This is a genomic window from Mesorhizobium sp. WSM4832 (assembly GCF_055811115.1).
Map to the genome: position 1 here is coordinate 1 of NZ_JBVVQH010000016.1, position 15,595 is coordinate 15,595.

A 15,595-nucleotide genomic window follows, 5' to 3' on the forward strand; every position below is an offset into this window, starting at 1 on the left:
AACACCGGCCGGAATGAAATCGGAATGACTGGCCGGCTTCAAATCGGAATCGATGGCCGGCTTCGTCGGAATACGCATGAAACGGGAGACCGGGAAGCCGGCGATGGTGCTCATGGCGGACGACGGTCGCTATATGGGTGGTGCGTTCGTGACGTTCAAAGCCGACAAACGGCAGGCCCTATGGGACGGTGTTCAGAGCAAGGCAGGCGCTCCGCCACCGAAGGGCTTGGCGAAGGAGAAGGCCGAATGGCTAAAGCCGGGATTGGTAGGGCGGATCAAGTTCCTCAAGGGCGAGGAGAAGCTTCGACACGCGTCGCTGAAGGACTTCTGGGAAGAGTGACTTACGGGTGAGCGGGTGTCGCCGCGTTGCCGGCGCGGATCATCGCCCGTGCGATCGCCAGTTCAGGCTCGACCTTTGCGCTTTCCTTTTGCGTCATGTTGTCCGCAGCGATCAGGCGACGAAGTGACCGCATCATCTCGCCGCGTTGCCACTCAGCCTCCGGCACGCAATCCACAATGGCCTCGACGAACTTCTTGCCTGGGCTTGCATCGTCAAGCCAGACCTCAAGGCCATGGCAGAGTTAGTGAATTACGCCTGACCGAACAAAACCTATCCAAGCACCTTGGCCCGGTGTTCTCGCGCTATGTCGATGGAACAGCCAGCCGATTCTGGCCAGCAACGATACGGCGGAAGAACCACAGAATGGCTGGGCAAATCAGGAGCAAGACGGCACCGAAGTCGAGTGCGGCGCTCGCGGAGCCGATCGAGGCGGAAAGCTTTCCGCCGATCGCCGATCCAACCGGACTCCCGGCATAGAAAGCCGTATAGAATATTCCCATTCCGATCGCCCGCGTTTTCCGCTCGAGCACACGCGCTGGAAGGCTCATGATCGCACCGGCAGGCAGGCCGCAAACGGCCCCGACGGCAATGACGATAGGAAGCACCGGGCCGCTTCGCGACAGGAGAACTGTCAGCAGGGCAAAGGCGATGCACCCCGCGACAATGATGGCTTCGCCACGTTTGGTCTGATCTGTGAGGAAACCACCGAAGGGGACCGAAAGCGCTGCGAGCCAAAGCACGATACTGATCGTTGATCCAGCTGCAGCCATGGACCAGCCTCGCTCAACCAGCATCGATGGTCCGAAACTGAAAATCATCGATAAACCGATATTGTAGAGACACCAGATCGAGCTAGCAGCAATGACTGCATAGACCGTTTCCGAAGTCAGACTGCCTCGCTCGCCTTCCACGGACAGTGCCGCCTCCGGCGAGCGATAGACAAAGGCCATGAGGCCGAAGCCGATCAGTATCCATCCTGCGACGGCTAGGTTGACGAGATGAAGCCCAAACCTCGCTCCGATCCATGGCAGGAGCATGAGCGAGATTGCGATGCCCACCGGCCACGAGTTGACGAAAATGGCCATCGCGGTTGCGATTTCGCGACCGGTGAACCAGTCGGCGACCATCTTGGTCATCAGAACGCTCAAGAGAATGCCGCCAGTGCCCGCAATCAGTCGACCTGCGATCTGCATGCTCCACGATGCCGACGTCGTCATAAGCAATTCGCCAGCCAACATTGCCAGGAGCCCTGCGAGAACCGTCGCCTTGTCGCCATAGCGGCGTCCGATCGTGCCACCGGGCAGGGCAAGCAGGATGCCCGGCGCAAAATAGATTCCAATAAGGATACCGATATCAGCCAAGCTCGCACCGAGGCTTTGGCTAAGCTGTGGCGCCACGGCTCCCACACTTCCGAACTGAAATGCGAAGGCGGCACGAGCGACAAACAAAGCAGCAAGAATGGTCCAGCGGCTTCGCACTTGAATCCTCCCAACACCGCGCGGTGCGGCATCGCATTTTCTATTACATTAGCAGAGTAACATGTAATCTCGCTAGCTGGTAAGTCGTGGACCTCGATAAAGTGCCCTTACAGCGTCCCACGCATAGGCGAAGAATTTGGCGCTCGCGATTTCACAGGTGGAACTGTTGGCGAGACAGTTTGCCGACGATGCGCAGGCCGAGCGCAAGTAAGACAAGAGCACCGGTAAGCCATACCGAGTCTATCATGTGCGATCCCTGCAAGCGGTCAGCTAAACCTGTTGGTTTGTGTCGATATTGACGAAGCCGCACGGAACCAGATGTTGAAGTCGGCAATAAACCGCCGCGAGAGATGGTCAGCGATGGCTACAACCTGATGCTCGACCTTGATCATTGGAACAATATCGATTCAGTGTCAGAGCCAAGCGAGACAATCGACTTCGCCAACTGGTTTGGATCGCGCGGGCGCTTTGGGTTCTTGTCTGTGATGGGCGTGGCACCGGGCAGTAATCGAGCGTGCAAAACTGGTGGTCGTCGAGATTACGGATGGCAATCCCTATCTGCACGGCGACGCGAGTTCGCGCTGGCCGTCCGACGCATTGCGGACCACGGCGCCCGGCATGTTCGGATAGACGTCGACCGATGGCTCGAGGTTGCCAAGAATGTCACGCATCGCCTTGTCCACTGGCGGACGGCTTCCTGCGTGGTAGTGAGATTATAGAGGTTGCACATATCTAGCTCCGCAGGGCTTTGGGCACGCTGAGCGGCCCCAATTCCAGAATTCGCTCGTAGGCGCCCTGGCGCCGCCAGACGCCGAGCGCGCGACCGTCCTCGCGGTCCCTCGCCGGGTCGAACACTATGCCGCCGAAGTGGGCGCGGAAAGCCTCCGCCGCGGCGGGATCGCGAAAGCAATGCAGTCGCCATTCCTCATAGCGGCCGTCTGGCCAGATCGCTTGCACCTTGCGTATCCAATGATCGAAGCCATGATCATCGCAGAACTGGCGGATCAGCGTGTAGTTGCGTGCCGTGCAGAGGTCGTCGGGCAGAGCGATTTGATGAGGCCATTCACGATCGACGATAGTCGGCGGCGGCCGGCCTCTGCTCCGCCTGACCATCAGTGCTGCTTTTGCCGGCCGCGCACCCTCCAGGCTTCCTGCAAATGAATGTCGGTCTGGTCGCGCATCGCATCAGAAAGTGAAATCGCCAAATCCAGATCGTCCGGGTAGATCGCCATAATCCAGGCCGCTGTCAGTTCCGTAATAGCTTGCTTCTGACTGACGTCGGACAAACCGCGCAGTGGCTTGACCATCTTTGCAACAGCGCGGCGGATGTCGGGCATCTCGCGCTTCACTGTGGCGAATATCTCGGGCTGTTCGGCTTCAGTTGCACGCATCGGTTTCATGGGAATGTCTCCGTTTTGCCTGTAGTGAACAAAATAGGAACATCAGAGTCAAGAGCCCCTTGACGTCACAGGAATATGTTCCTCATTTCAGGAGATGCCCGAGCAACCTGAGAAGTGGCCGAGAGGTGCCCCCTGGACTTTGACGCATGCCCATGATGCGGGGCAGGTGGCCGGCATCCGTTGCGCGCGCTGCAATGTCACGCGCTACTACAAGCCGCTCGAGTTGCGGGAGGTGATCGGCAACGTCACGATTGACGAGGTCCGGCAGAAAGTCCGCTGCCAGAGGTGTGGTGCCGCGAGTGGATGAGTGCGCAGCTATTCCACGCTACTGGTGAACAGGCCCACACGATCCGCTTCCGACGCCTTGTCGAAATCCGGTGGGAGAAGCGGGTGATCTGGCGCGATGAGTAGGCGCGGCGGCAGACTACGGCTGAGCTTCGTCCAAAAGCTTCGCGAGAAGGCTGACGAAGGCGATAAACTCCAAGGCGCGTTCTGCATCGTCATTGATGAAGCCGTGTGCTCGGGGGTTCCGCAGACCCGAGACAGCACCACTAAATAGCTGCATGAAGCCTTTCTGTTCGTCTTTGTCGCTCTGATCCTGAAGGGCGTTGAACTTCAGTGCTGGGTTAGAGGGGTTGAACGCCCGCTCCATCAGCGTCGTGCCATCGAACTCGAGCCCGCTGCGGAGACGCACTAACCCGTTGAGTGCCTTCACCGCAGCCTCTACAGCGTTGGCATAGTGGCCATCCTGATAAAGCCGATTTGCCGCGCGCGCGATTTCGGGCTGGAGATCGAGCCCGCCGTAAGCGCGGACCGTCCTTTCTATGCTGCTTTCGCTCTCGTGACCGACTATCCGCTCTTCAAAAATTTCGATGACTGATTTCAGTTTGGAGATACCACCTCGGACTTTCTCATCGACCGTGTCGATGTTGCCCCTCAGCGAGTCGTCCATCCCTGAAAACCAGACATTAAATACCGGCTTGAATGTCTCGATTCTGAATTCTGCATATTCCAGCGTATCGGCTCCAAAAACGTCCCGAAGAGTGGAATTGATCTTGGTTGAAAAACTATCGAGGACATTCCCGCCGTCCTTTTCCGTCAAGCTAAGGAGGTCGAGCGCAGATAGCTCCTGAAGTCGCTTCTTCAGCCTAGGGAGAGCCGCGCGGAGTTGCGCGTCCGATAGGCTCGCTGAGCGTAAAGTTGGTTCCGGTCGGCGGGCCATCCTATTTCCCTTTCAAAACCATCTGGCCGGCCGATCACGCCTTCGCTTTGCTCTTGGCAGCCGTTTTCCTCATCGGCTTGGCCGACGCCTTCCGGCCGAGCCCGGCTGCCTTTGCCAGCGACGACCGCTGGGCCGCGTAGTTCGGCGCGACCGTCGGATAGTCCGACTTCAATCCCCACTTGGCCCGATACTCGTCGGGCGTCAGGCCGTAGTGCACGTCGAGATGACGCTTCAGCGATTTGAACTTTTTCCCGTCCTCGAGGCAAACGATGTAGTCGGGGAACACCGATCGCTTGGGATTGACCGCGGGAGCCTGGGCCGGTGACTCGGGTTCGACCGGTCCGCCGATCTTCGAAAGCGCCGAATTCACGCTTGCGATCAAATCTGGGAGAGAGGCAACCGGCATGGGGTTGTTGCTGACGTAGGCGGACACGATATCCGCAGTGAGCGCGATCAATTGGCTTCGGCTGTTCTCAATCTCTGTCGGCACTCAATTACTCCTATTGGTGGCGGCTATGGCTGAAATCTCTTAGCCAATTTTGGGAGAAATTCCAGCCGCGTAAGAGTTGCGTGGGTGATCGGCACCAACGCGCTACCATACAGGCAAGAGCCGCGAGTGGATGAGCGCGCCGCTATCCATGCCGCGGGCGATCAGGCCGGCACGATCGGCTATCGGCTTTCAGCGTCTAGGGGGGCTAACACAACTCGAGGGGCGAGGGGAGTTGAGGATCGAACGCGACCTTGACGCCAGTGACGAGCATTGCTCCTGGTGAAGGAACGACATGTGAAAGCAGCGGCGAGCGTATCTCGAACTTATCGACGACGTTGAGATCGTGCCAGTCGTAGCCATTTCCGCCTGACCGGTTGATTCACTCACGATGACTCACCCAACATGCAAGCTCATTTGAGACCGCAGGTGGGCGGATGCTGACAAGTCTGGCGCCCGGTCCTACGCATTAGAAATCATGGACCCGCAAGCCTACCCTGCATTCGCATACCTATCATGCTGCGCTCGACGCACTGGAAAGTATCGCCTCGAGTTTTGACGCCGGATCACCTTTCGGCCCACGCATCAAAATCATTCAGGCACTTGGCGAGATCGTCGGTATATGGCCGACGTCCTGATATATCGTGGAGGAGACGGGCCCCTCAATTTGGTCACTGCTTGGATCGGGCGCGATATACATGCACCTATATAATCCTATGGAAAACCAACAATTTCTGTGAAACATGGGTGGTCCCTTCAACCAACCTGAAAGGACAAATTACATTGATGCACCACGAGATGGCAGCCGATATCGCCAGCGACCGGCCGACTGATATCATCAACTCTCAAACCCCGATAAAAATCCTCGTGCTGAATGAAGGTGGCTGTGAAAAGTATGTCTCGTTGGCGGAGCAGGCCGCCGAGATTTTTGCGGACATGCTACGCAAGCCTGAACTTGGCTTGCTGGACGGTCGAGGCAATTGCGGCGAGATTAGTGCTATCGTCCATGGCTGCGCTAGGGCGGCGGGCTATTCCGCCCGGCTGATGGGCGGCAAAGTCTGCCGCCATGACGGAAGCTTCGACTTCGGAGACGGCGGCCATTTTTGGGTTGAGATGCCGGATGGCGTCGTAATCGACGGGGCAGGTAGTGCCAATATTCGGGTTATTCGACCGGAGTTGCTCGGCCAGCGGTTTATCCCGATCCTCGCCCGCATGGGGAAGCGACCTTCCATGAAGACGGCAAAGACGTGGCAGAAGTTCAGCCGAAGCGTTGAGGCTATGGTAAGGCGGAACCGCATTAAAGGGGAGGCCGCATAGTGGCGCCTAACCCTATGATCCGCGAGTTAGGGGCCGCTGCCGCAAACGACAACTATTGGCATGACGCCGCCGACGATTTTGGTGGCGACGGCGAATTGGATATTCTCAAGATTGTCGACACGCTGAACGACGCAGCACGGCTCGCCGGCATTGCTGATCCGATCCGGAGAGAGGCGTTTACCTACGCGGTCGGCGTCGCAGCCGCCTTCTTGCTCGATGACGACGCTTAGCCGCCGGATATTTCGACGTCAACATCCTACCGGCCCGTCAACAGCATAAAGAAACGGACGGGCAGGGATCATTCTGCTCGCCCGTTCTCTTGCGGTATAGTGCCAACCGGCGATGGTCCCGGTCTTGACGTCACCTGTCTCGCGACACCTTCGACACATCGCCGATGTGTCGACGAATCTCATGAGATGGTTGCTGTGAGTTACACCCGCTAGAGCGTTTCAAGATCTGATTGAAATCAGACGGGATTGAACGAAGCCGCTGACGCGGCATTTGGCGGGTCGGTTTGCGGTTGAGGCTTCTGTTTTGAAGGATTGCGGCTGTTGAAGCGCAATCTTGGAACAGGAGCACTGAGATGGCCGAGTTGAGCCCTCTTCGCCGGCGCATGATCGAAGACATGACGATTCGCAATCTTTCGCCTTCTACGCAATGATCCTAGGTGCACGCGGTGGCGGCAGCGGCCGCTATAGGTGCCCCTCATGCGGTGCCGTTGCGCGCGGCGACACCACGCGCAAGGATAGGCGCGAGATGGAGCAAGCCTGAGCACATGATACAGCCGACACCATCCGAAAAGCGGGCGCTGAAGGCGCTTGGTGTATTCATTGTGGGCGTATTGCTTTTTTCTTTCGCGCTGGGGCAAATCACTCGCCCTACTGCTCACATGGCAACGGCCTCAGAGATACAAAAACGTGACGAAGAGCAGGCTGCTCAAACGGAACGACAGAAGCGACACGTCGACCTTTGCAAAAGAGCCTTGCGATGCGCGAACTACGGCAAGACCCGCCAAGCCTGCGCCACCGCTGGAGACTTCCAAAACTGCATCGACGTCAAAATGGGAGATGAGGCTTGGGGGGTAAACTTCGCTTGCGCCAACGATGGCACTGCTCTTGACCCTCCGCCGGACATGCCGACGGTGTGGCAATGCATCGACGTGAGCCTCAAATCGAGCTTGCACATTCAATAGCTAAGCGCCGCCGGCCGTATCGCTGTCTTCATCAAGCGTCGAGACAGGCAGATAGGCGTTGGCAACAAACCACTCGCCTTCGATCGTATGAGAAGATCGGGTTTTAAAAGCCCCATCTCAGGTGCCGGGCTGGTGAGCGGTTCGTCGACTCTAGGGTCAAGCCATACGCTGTTGACGTTCCGGAGCAGGAGTGCGGCTTCTGCTAAGCCCGCGCCGCCTAACTCGTTGTCGGCTATGTGTGGTGCTTGATCGCAGAGAGTTACTACTTGATTGCTTCGCCGTCCATCTGATCGGAAGCAAGGCTGGTTGTCTCAGCCCAGTAGCCAGGGTCGAACGAAGAGACTCACTAGCGTCCTGCCAGTTTGCGTAACTTTAAAGTGGCAAAGGAGCGCCGAATATGTAGTCTGGAAAAAAATGGGGGAGGGCAGCTAGTGGCTCGAATGATCAAAATATCAGCAGCCTCATTGAATATCCGCCTGCATCCGCATAGCCCGGAGATCTATGAGAATTGGATAGGATCAATATTCCAAAGGAGGCTAATCGCTCCAGTCCATGGTGACAGGTATGGAATGATCTCACTTCTGGACCGACGCGAGTCAAATAGCGGAATAATTTCCGGTATTATTACAACGTTTATCAAGCTAGATAGGAGCGGAACATGGTTTAACGCGGAAATTCTTACTGACGCTACAAGAGATCAAGTAGCAACGGTTAATATACCTGAGAACCTATATCCGAATGCTTCGACGTTTTACTTTAGATTTGAGACTAAAAAACACAAAATGTATGTCCAAACCTATTCCAAGGGGAAGACCTTAACTCCAACGTCGGCTCAGCGATTTTTCAGTTCGCTTTCTAGAGACATGGAGATCATGGCTGCGTTCGGAGAAGCGCAAATATCAATCGTGCAGGATGCGGCGTCACTTGATAGAATGTTTTCTATAAGTAGAATAAAACAGATAGATATCACTATATACAAGCCGAATACAGACATATTCGACGATGATTTCGAGAAGAATATCGAGAAGCATCTAGAAGAGACAAAAAGTAAGCAAATTACGGTATCTTATAGGGCCGAAGAAAACAGCTCGATCAAACCCGACGACGATATCAAAAAAATCAGCAAGATTGCGTTAGAAAATGGGTCGGTGAACGTCAAGGGTCGTGATGGAAAGGGCGCTGTGAGTATGAATAGCACGAATTTCCCTGAAGAGTTCCACGACAAATTCGACCCCGATGCTCAAAGCGAACAGGCAGCATTTCTCGGCTTGATTTCGTTGGGCGGTCAAGTGAACAAATAGCGATGTTTGGCCAGTGGCTGACGCTATCCAGGTGGCTAAGGCGGTATTTCCGTTCATATGGCGGAATCCGTGGTGTTCTTGCGTCGCCATTTTTCGGCATCGCCATCCTCATCACCGCACTGGACTATTCGCAATGGCTTATTGAGCCGAGGTGGATTGAGAAAGTAGGAACCCTGATTCCCAACCTCCTTGGATTCAGCCTGGGAACATATGCGATCCTGTTCAGCATATTGAGTGGGCGACTAAAGGGCGCACTACGACAGGTGCAGTCACCCCAGGGGGTTAGTTACCTTGAGGCTATCAACGCCACCTTTTTTCATTTCATCTTCGTGCAGGTGACCTGCTTGACGTGGACGTTCTTATATCAGGGAAGCTGGGCGTCCGACCTGGCGAGAGTATTGGCGAGGTCCTACCCAAGGGTTGAGCTAGGCTTCCTGGCGATTTCTCGTGCGGGGTCGTTTATCGGTTGCTTCCTATTCGTCTATTCGACGTTGCTAATGGTTGCGGCTGCTCTCGCCGTTTATCGGCTAGCCTTAATCAAGGATCCCGGAGAATCGGGCGGTCAGTGAGTCCGGTTCCGGTTCTATGCCCCGGAAAACTGTTCCGGTTGGCATTTTTAAATTCCGACTGATTGCATGATTTTCTTGCGAAAAAGACATCTGGCTGGGGAACCTGGATTCGAACCTGGCCTGGTCGAGCGAGCAGGTGATTCCCACAGCCCAGAAATGCCCATTTCTTAACCCGTCACAATGTTACAAATAGCATTCCATGTGCCGACAATTACATAATAAAATCAAGTATATACAAGACAGCTAATCCAGTTCGATCCTGTGCACACCCACCAAAATCTTCTCATAAAACAAAGAGATCGGCCGTAACCCGAGACGGATCTCAGCCTACTGCGCTGTCTCGCTCAAGCTGGCCTTGAACTTGACCTTCATCGTGATTTGACCGGTCACCGTAATCGCCGAACCGCCATAGCCATCGATATTGCGGTTGCGACCATTGACGTTAGTGGTCAAGCCGGCGATCTCGCATGTGTCGGCGACAGTCTCGACCACCATGGCACAACTGCCAGCCGCGACCTTGTAGAAGGAACGCAACGCGACTTCCTGCTGCCCGGCGGCGTCCTGGTCATCCTTGACCGGAAGGGTCATCGAGAACGAGGACTGGATTCGGGCGGCTCCGTCATCTCCACGAAACGGGCGGACATATTCCTGAGACAAGGCCGGCGAAGCCGCGGCAACGGTCTCGGACCATCTACATCGGCGTCCACGGCACGCTGACGCATTCGCTGCCTACCTTTCAGGATATTGCCACCTTAAACTGAGAGCGTCCTCATCGCTCAGGAGAATCGGCAAGCCCTGGTTGAGAGGATCCACCCGGCTGACATAGTCTTCCGCCCAGGTGATCCATTCCTGAACCGCAGCTTCGTGCTTCGAACCCGGAATGAGCTTGTCTTTCACGGCAACGACGTATGCTCGCAGCCGCCCCGCTTCCTGATGGTCCGATGCTTGCTGTCTGAATATCGCGCCCCTCACTCGATCGATCGCTTCCAGCCGCTGTTGTTCCTCCCTGCGCCTGCTCTCCTCCGCCCATCGGCGATCGCGTTCCTCACGCTCGATACGCTGTTGCTTCAATGCGGCTGCAGCCTGCTCAACTCCCTCCAGGAAGCTGGTCAGGAGATCTTCGATCCGTTGGCGTTTGCCGTCAGCCCATTTCTGACGGATGCCGAGATAGGTCGCGTTTGTGATCGAAAGCTGTAAATGGCCGGACCTCACGCGATCGTGCTCAGGAATGGCGCGGCCGTAGCTCCGGTGGTCGCGAATTTCTCTGGCGGTAGGAATGTGCGTGCTGAGCGTGTATCCTTCGGACAGTTGCAGCTCGACTTTCTCACCGTCGACCGCCGCACCAGCCTTGGTATCGGCTGCGACGTTCCATGACCTCTGGGCGACGGCTGCCTTCAGACTGGCGATGAGATTGGCAGCACGAGGGATGCTATCGCGGCCGATATCGACGCGTATGAGGTCCGATTGTAAACGGACGTCGCCAGCCACCAACGATCGTCTGAGGTCCTTCTGTATCTTGACCGCCACCGGATCAGTTACCTCGACCGGAGCCGCGGCGGGGGTCGGCCTGTCGTCGGTGATCTCGTCGATTGAAGGCCCTTCCTGGTTCAACACCGGCTCCACCTGACTCCCTATCTGCACCAGCTGATTCCGCCTGAACTTGTCAGTCGGCAGCGCTCGACGTTTCGGTGGGCTGCCGTTGGCGATCATTCGCCAATAATGCGGCGGCGGAACCGGTATATCGTTTTCTCGACAGATGGCAGAGATCGTCCCGGCCGAAGCGCCCAGATCGGCGCCGACCTCCTCCGTGGATTTCGTCCAGACGAGGTTGTGGAGAGTGGTGCGGGTAACGGTGGTCATTCGGTTGTGAGCAAATGGTGACGTCGACACTTTCATCGAAGCTGTCACCCCATCCTGTCCAGAGTTCGTGCGACCCCAAAAAGAAATTTCCACCGCAAGGAGCGATCCACGAAGTGCACTCGCCCGCCACGAGCGATCGTGTCGGTCAGCCGCTGCGCCCGCAGCAACGTCACATGCTACTACGAGCCTCGCGAGTTGAGGGAGGTGATCGGGACCGTCACGATCGACGAAGTGAGAACAAGGTTCGCTGCCCTTGTGGAGATTCGATGGGAGCGGCGCGTGACATGGCGGGACGAACCTTACGATCGCCAAATGACGTAGGGTGAACCTCAGTCCAACTAGGTCTCCGCTATAATTGGACATATGCAGCGCCTTCTTACTCCAGCCGAAGCGTCAAAACTTCTCGCGATCAGCCCAAAGCACATGCGTTGGCTCACCGAAGCCGGTCAGTTGCCCTGGGTCAATATTGGTCTCGATGGTAGGCGGCCGACCCGTCGCTACAGGCAAGAAGACCTGCTGCAGTTCATCGAGCGGCGGAGCAGGAACGCGTGTCGGTATATCGAAAACACGGCAAACCAGAATATCACTACGACTTCATCTTTCACGGTCGTCGATTTTCAGGCTCCACGGGCACGAGCAACAAGCGCCAGGCGGAACGCGTCTTAGACGAGAAGCGTCGGGAAGCTCGAGAGCGGTCGAAGCAGGCGGCGGCTTTCACCGCCGAGGGACCAATGTCCCTCGAGATCGCCACCTCTCGTTTTTGGCATGAAGTCGGGCAGCACCTGGCGAATTCCGACAGCTATTTCCGCTTCCTCGGATGGCTCGTGGGCCATTTCGGCAAGCACCTAACGCTCGACCGCATTACGGATTCAAAGGTCGCAGCCATGGTGTCTAAACGTCGGGCGGATGGTGTCAGCAACGCGACCGTCAATCGGACCGCGACCGTCCCGCTGCGCGGGATCATGACTCGGGCGAAGAAAACCTGGAAGGTGCCGGTCGCCGACATCGACTGGAGCCGCCATCTGCTCAAGGAGCCGAAGGAGCGTGTCCGCGAGGCCAGCCTCGACGAGGAAAAGCGCCTGTTGACGGCTATGCGCGATGACTATGCACCCGCAGTCCGTTTCGCGATCCTCACGGGTTGCCGTCGGATGGAGATCGTGGATCTCACCTGGTCGCGGGTTGATTTCTCCGGCAAGACCATCACCGTCCTGGGCAAGGGCAACAAAACCCGGATATTGCCAATGACGGATGCAGTCCACGATCTGCTCTGGCCTCTTCGGGAGCACCATTCCGCGGCCGTCTTCACCTATGCAGCGAAGAGGACGAGCAAGCAGCTTGGCCTTGTTCGGGGCAAGCGCTATCCGATCACGATGGAGGGCTTCAAGACGGCCTGGCGCCGCTCCCGTGCTAAGTCCGGGGTTGAAAACTTCCGCTTTCATGATACGCGCCATACCGCCGCCACGCGAACTCTACGCACCGGAAATATGAAGGTCGTCCAGAGGATGCTCGGCCACGAAGACATCGCCACCACGGCGAAATACGCACATGCGATGATCGAAGATATGCGCGTTGCGATGGAGGCAGCAAATCACACCGGAAGCCACACCGGCGTCGAAGAAACGACTTCTAGCGAATTGAAAAACCAGAGGAAATCGGCCTAAGCAACCTTGACCCCCAGTCAAGTGCGCTACCGGGCTGCGCTACACTCCGGACCGGGTGGCGATGTATCGTGATAAGGCGGTGCGGGTCAACCGAATTCGGTGCCTGGCCGACCAGCCAGGCATGCTCTGTTGCGCGCCAGCGGAAATCGCTAAGGTCTCGCGATCTATCGGGGGCCAGGAGATAGCCTCAGTGTCGTTGGCGAATGGCACGGTGCCAGGAACTCCTTATCACGCGGAGCTTGCTCGCAGCGCGATTGCCCGGGTTCGCCCGCACTGGGCGCGGATGGGCATCACCAGGGTCGCCAATGTCACCGGGCTCGATCGCATAGGCATACCGGTGGTGATGGTGTGTCGCCCCAACGCCCGTTCCCTGGCTGTTTCGCAAGGCAAGGGCATCGACCTGGAATCGGCCATGGCTTCGGGACTCATGGAAGCGGCGGAACTTTACCATGCCGAGCATATCGAGCGCCCCCTGAAGCTCGGCAGCATGGCTGAACTCTCCCGGTCGCACCGATTCGCCGAGATCGAGAGGCTGCCTCGCATCACCGGCAGGGCGTTCACGAGGGACGTTGTGACGCTTTGGATAGAAGGCCGGGAGATGATCTCCGGCGAACCGCGCTGGCTGCCGTTCGAATCGGTGCGGGCCAACTTCACCGTCCCGCCGCCGCCTGGAAGCGGCTTCTTTGACTGCAGCAGCAACGGTCTCGCCTCTGGAAACACGGCCGACGAGGCGATCCATCATGGAATTTGCGAGATCGTCGAACGCGACGCGACTGCTCTCTGGAACCAACTGTCGTCCGCTCGCCGCCGGCGCACCGGTATCGACCTCGGCAGCGCGCCGGACGGCCCGAGCCGTGACGTGTTGAAGAAGCTGGAAAATGCAGACTTCGACGTTGCAGCGTGGGAAACGACCACTGACCTCGGCGTGCCGGCCTTTTTCTGCCTGATTGCCGATCGCCGGGACAGAAACAGCCACTATGGCATAGGCGCGGCTGCGCACCCGGTGCCGGAGACCGCCTTGCTGAAGGCCATCATCGAGGCCGCTCAGGTGCGCACAACCTACGTGTCCGCGGCAAGGGACGATCTGACCGCAGAGGAATATGAAGAGGAATATCGCGAGAAACGCCGCCGCCGCGCGGAAAAATTGCTGGCCGAACGTTCCGCCACGGGGCGAGTTGCCTCTGCGGCGGGGAGGGCGACGCAGGACGTTGCGCAGAATGTGGCATGGCTGATCGAACGGTTGCAGGCGGCAGGTGTCAGCGAGGTCATCACCGTCGATCTGGCCAAGGAGGATATCGGCCTGCCTGTCGTTCGCGTTGTGATACCTGGCCTTGAAGGCCCGGACGATCATGACGCCTATGTGCCGGGTGAGAGAGCTCGCCGCATGGCGCAAGAGGGACAATGAACCCGATCGTCTTCTGCGGGCCGAGTCTGCGCGCGCAAGACATTGCGCCTTACAATGGATTCGAATTCCGCCCACCGGTGCGCCAAGGCGACCTTTATGCCGCCACCCGTGGTGGCCCAGGAGCGATCGGTGTCATCGACGGCTATTTCGATGGTCAGCCAGCGGTCTTGCATAAGGAGATACTCTGGGCCCTGACGCGCGGGATCGCCGTATTTGGCGCGTCAAGCATGGGCGCGCTGCGCGCCGCGGAGTTGCATTCGTTCGGCATGCGCGGCGTCGGGCGCATTTTCGAAGCCTATCGCGACGGCGAGCTCACCGACGACGACGAGGTCGCGCTTATCCATGGCCCGCCGGAGACGGGATACGTCCATCTGAGCGAACCGATGGTCAATATCCGCGCGACGCTCGATCAGGCGGTGGCGCAAAAGGTGATCGACAGGCCAACAGGCGCGCGCTTGGCGGCGTCGTCCAAGGCCAGGTTCTACTGGGATAGAACCTGGCCCGGCGTCCTGGCAGACGTCGGCGATCCCAAAAAGGCGGAGGAACTGGGGCTCTGGCTGCGAACAGGCAAGGTCGACAGGAAGCGCGAAGACGGGTTCGAGCTGCTGAAGGAGATGGATGCGTTTATCCGCAGCGGCGCTGCGCAGGCGCCTCCCGACTTCCATTTCGAATGGACGGAAAACTGGCACAACGCGCCTTGGCGAAACGAAGCAGCTTCGATCGGTGCGAAAGCCACCCCCGAGGAGGATGCCATTCTCGACGAGCTCCGGCTGCGCGGCGACTATGCCCAGTTGCGTCGTGACGCGCTGCTTCGTCTGCTTGCCCGCGGCGAGGAAGCTGCGCCGGATCGCCAGGCGGTCAAGCGCGCGATGGGCGAGTTTCGCTCGCGGCGCGGGCTTATGCGGCAAGCCGACGTCGTCGCCTGGGCACGCGAAAACGGAACGGATCTCGCGGGGATCGAGCGCATGACGGAGGACGATGCGGTTGTCGAGACGCTCGCGCGGGAGCGCGATGCCGAGTTGCATCAAGGCATGCTCGACCGGCTGCGCGAACTCGACCTCTATCCCGGCTATCGAGACAGCGCGCTCGCCAGGCAGCGTCACCCATCGTCATTGTCCGCGCCAATGCCGCGTGCCCTGCTTGCCGCCTGGTTTTTCGAGAGACAACTCAGCCGCCCCGTCCCTCGCGACATTGCCGACTATGCCCTTTCTATCGGATTGCCGGGCACCGACAGCTTCTATGACCTGCTGGCTCATGGATATGCTCTCACGGTCCACCGACACGCGCTCGATGAGTCTGGCCTGACTGACGAAAACGGGCTAACTTGAAACCGCATTCGCCGACGATATCCTACGCAGTATGA

The 15,595-nt window shown here is 57.9% G+C and carries 18 protein-coding genes and 2 pseudogenes; 11 read left to right on the plus strand and 9 right to left on the minus strand.

Annotated features, from left to right (window positions below; genetic code table 11):
* Positions 1 to 103: 103 nt before the first annotated feature.
* Positions 104 to 340 carry a hypothetical protein gene (locus AC0L2L_RS21670; protein WP_473581031.1) on the plus strand — a complete coding sequence of 79 codons (237 nt, stop codon included), beginning with the start codon at positions 104 to 106 and terminating at the stop codon, positions 338 to 340.
* A 1-nt stretch (position 341) separates the two neighbouring features.
* Here AC0L2L_RS21670 and AC0L2L_RS21675 read toward each other — a convergent pair whose 3' ends face one another.
* The 7 genes and pseudogenes from AC0L2L_RS21675 to AC0L2L_RS21705 all read right to left on the minus strand — a co-directional run bounded on the left by AC0L2L_RS21675 (position 342) and on the right by AC0L2L_RS21705 (position 4,897).
* On the minus strand, positions 342 to 473 hold the full coding sequence (locus tag AC0L2L_RS21675; protein ID WP_473581032.1) for a hypothetical protein: 132 nt from the start codon (positions 471 to 473) through the stop codon (positions 342 to 344).
* 169 nt (positions 474 to 642) lie between these two features.
* Complete coding sequence (locus AC0L2L_RS21680) at positions 643 to 1,818, minus strand: MFS transporter (RefSeq protein ID WP_473581034.1); 1,176 nt, start codon at positions 1,816 to 1,818, stop codon at positions 643 to 645.
* A gap of 566 nt (positions 1,819 to 2,384) precedes the next feature.
* Positions 2,385 to 2,548, minus strand: a pseudogene (locus AC0L2L_RS21685) (SOS response-associated peptidase); the annotation flags it as partial.
* Positions 2,549 to 2,550: 2 nt separating this feature from the next.
* Complete coding sequence (locus AC0L2L_RS21690; protein ID WP_473581036.1) at positions 2,551 to 2,931, minus strand: hypothetical protein; 381 nt, start codon at positions 2,929 to 2,931, stop codon at positions 2,551 to 2,553.
* Entirely contained in the window at positions 2,931 to 3,218 is a 288-nt protein-coding gene (locus AC0L2L_RS21695; RefSeq protein WP_027170521.1) for a hypothetical protein, read from the minus strand. Before AC0L2L_RS21695 ends, AC0L2L_RS21690 begins: the two co-directional genes overlap by 1 nt.
* Before the next feature lie 424 nt (positions 3,219 to 3,642).
* Entirely contained in the window at positions 3,643 to 4,320 is a 678-nt protein-coding gene (locus AC0L2L_RS21700) for a TIGR02391 family protein (RefSeq protein WP_473581038.1), read from the minus strand.
* Between the two features lie 154 nt (positions 4,321 to 4,474).
* Entirely contained in the window at positions 4,475 to 4,897 is a 423-nt protein-coding gene (locus AC0L2L_RS21705) for a Ros/MucR family transcriptional regulator (protein WP_473581040.1), read from the minus strand.
* 777 nt (positions 4,898 to 5,674) lie between these two features.
* On the opposite strand from AC0L2L_RS21705, the gene AC0L2L_RS21710 reads away from it, so the two are divergent.
* From AC0L2L_RS21710 to AC0L2L_RS21735, 6 genes and pseudogenes are all read left to right on the plus strand, one after another.
* Entirely contained in the window at positions 5,675 to 6,244 is a 570-nt protein-coding gene (locus tag AC0L2L_RS21710) for a transglutaminase domain-containing protein (RefSeq protein ID WP_473581042.1), read from the plus strand.
* Between the two features lie 14 nt (positions 6,245 to 6,258).
* Positions 6,259 to 6,474 (plus strand): hypothetical protein, encoded by a 216-nt coding sequence (locus AC0L2L_RS21715; protein ID WP_473581044.1) that lies wholly within the window; start codon positions 6,259 to 6,261, stop codon positions 6,472 to 6,474.
* 353 nt (positions 6,475 to 6,827) lie between these two features.
* Positions 6,828 to 6,902 (plus strand): annotated as a pseudogene (locus tag AC0L2L_RS21720) (site-specific integrase); the annotation flags it as partial.
* 117 nt (positions 6,903 to 7,019) lie between these two features.
* Positions 7,020 to 7,436 carry a hypothetical protein gene (locus AC0L2L_RS21725; RefSeq protein ID WP_473581046.1) on the plus strand — a complete coding sequence of 139 codons (417 nt, stop codon included), beginning with the start codon at positions 7,020 to 7,022 and terminating at the stop codon, positions 7,434 to 7,436.
* 440 nt (positions 7,437 to 7,876) lie between these two features.
* Positions 7,877 to 8,737, plus strand: coding sequence for a DUF4747 family protein (locus AC0L2L_RS21730; protein ID WP_473581275.1), 861 nt, complete (start codon positions 7,877 to 7,879; stop codon positions 8,735 to 8,737).
* Between the two features lie 2 nt (positions 8,738 to 8,739).
* Complete coding sequence (locus AC0L2L_RS21735) at positions 8,740 to 9,306, plus strand: hypothetical protein (RefSeq protein WP_473581048.1); 567 nt, start codon at positions 8,740 to 8,742, stop codon at positions 9,304 to 9,306.
* Positions 9,307 to 9,633: 327 nt separating this feature from the next.
* Here AC0L2L_RS21735 and AC0L2L_RS21740 read toward each other — a convergent pair whose 3' ends face one another.
* Together AC0L2L_RS21740 and AC0L2L_RS21745 are read right to left on the minus strand one after the other, a co-directional pair.
* Positions 9,634 to 9,894 carry a hypothetical protein gene (locus tag AC0L2L_RS21740; protein ID WP_473581049.1) on the minus strand — a complete coding sequence of 87 codons (261 nt, stop codon included), beginning with the start codon at positions 9,892 to 9,894 and terminating at the stop codon, positions 9,634 to 9,636.
* A gap of 141 nt (positions 9,895 to 10,035) precedes the next feature.
* The gene (locus AC0L2L_RS21745) at positions 10,036 to 11,202 is read right to left on the minus strand and encodes a hypothetical protein (RefSeq protein ID WP_473581051.1); all 1,167 of its coding nucleotides are present in this window, start codon (positions 11,200 to 11,202) and stop codon (positions 10,036 to 10,038) included.
* 327 nt (positions 11,203 to 11,529) lie between these two features.
* On the opposite strand from AC0L2L_RS21745, the gene AC0L2L_RS21750 reads away from it, so the two are divergent.
* The 4 genes from AC0L2L_RS21750 (at position 11,530) to AC0L2L_RS21765 (ending at position 15,560) form a co-directional block, all read left to right on the plus strand.
* Positions 11,530 to 11,832: a helix-turn-helix domain-containing protein gene (locus AC0L2L_RS21750; protein WP_473581052.1), complete on the plus strand. Its 303-nt coding sequence runs from the start codon at positions 11,530 to 11,532 to the stop codon at positions 11,830 to 11,832.
* Positions 11,715 to 12,827 carry a tyrosine-type recombinase/integrase gene (locus AC0L2L_RS21755; RefSeq protein ID WP_473581054.1) on the plus strand — a complete coding sequence of 371 codons (1,113 nt, stop codon included), beginning with the start codon at positions 11,715 to 11,717 and terminating at the stop codon, positions 12,825 to 12,827. The genes AC0L2L_RS21750 and AC0L2L_RS21755 overlap by 118 nt, the downstream gene beginning before the upstream one ends.
* A gap of 190 nt (positions 12,828 to 13,017) precedes the next feature.
* Positions 13,018 to 14,232, plus strand: a complete 1,215-nt coding sequence (locus tag AC0L2L_RS21760; protein WP_473581056.1) for a YcaO-like family protein — start codon at positions 13,018 to 13,020, stop codon at positions 14,230 to 14,232.
* Positions 14,229 to 15,560, plus strand: coding sequence for a TfuA-like protein (locus tag AC0L2L_RS21765; protein WP_473581058.1), 1,332 nt, complete (start codon positions 14,229 to 14,231; stop codon positions 15,558 to 15,560). Before AC0L2L_RS21760 ends, AC0L2L_RS21765 begins: the two co-directional genes overlap by 4 nt.
* The last annotated feature ends 35 nt before the right edge of the window (positions 15,561 to 15,595 follow it).

What these genes read in the sequence shown, in the direction of transcription:
- AC0L2L_RS21725 (WP_473581046.1), top strand. Translation starts at nt 7,020, where the DNA reads ATGATACAGCCGACACCATCCGAAAAGCGGGCGCTGAAGGCGCTTGGT.
- AC0L2L_RS21765 (WP_473581058.1), top strand. Translation starts at nt 14,229, where the DNA reads ATGAACCCGATCGTCTTCTGCGGGCCGAGTCTGCGCGCGCAAGACATT.
- AC0L2L_RS21695 (WP_027170521.1), bottom strand. Translation starts at nt 3,218, where the DNA reads ATGAAACCGATGCGTGCAACTGAAGCCGAACAGCCCGAGATATTCGCC.
- AC0L2L_RS21675 (WP_473581032.1), bottom strand. Translation starts at nt 473, where the DNA reads ATGCGGTCACTTCGTCGCCTGATCGCTGCGGACAACATGACGCAAAAG.
- AC0L2L_RS21690 (WP_473581036.1), bottom strand. Translation starts at nt 2,931, where the DNA reads ATGGTCAGGCGGAGCAGAGGCCGGCCGCCGCCGACTATCGTCGATCGT.
- AC0L2L_RS21740 (WP_473581049.1), bottom strand. Translation starts at nt 9,894, where the DNA reads ATGACCCTTCCGGTCAAGGATGACCAGGACGCCGCCGGGCAGCAGGAA.
- AC0L2L_RS21750 (WP_473581052.1), top strand. Translation starts at nt 11,530, where the DNA reads ATGCAGCGCCTTCTTACTCCAGCCGAAGCGTCAAAACTTCTCGCGATC.
- AC0L2L_RS21670 (WP_473581031.1), top strand. Translation starts at nt 104, where the DNA reads ATGGTGCTCATGGCGGACGACGGTCGCTATATGGGTGGTGCGTTCGTG.
- AC0L2L_RS21715 (WP_473581044.1), top strand. Translation starts at nt 6,259, where the DNA reads ATGATCCGCGAGTTAGGGGCCGCTGCCGCAAACGACAACTATTGGCAT.
- AC0L2L_RS21745 (WP_473581051.1), bottom strand. Translation starts at nt 11,202, where the DNA reads ATGAAAGTGTCGACGTCACCATTTGCTCACAACCGAATGACCACCGTT.
- AC0L2L_RS21730 (WP_473581275.1), top strand. Translation starts at nt 7,877, where the DNA reads ATGATCAAAATATCAGCAGCCTCATTGAATATCCGCCTGCATCCGCAT.
- AC0L2L_RS21735 (WP_473581048.1), top strand. Translation starts at nt 8,740, where the DNA reads ATGTTTGGCCAGTGGCTGACGCTATCCAGGTGGCTAAGGCGGTATTTC.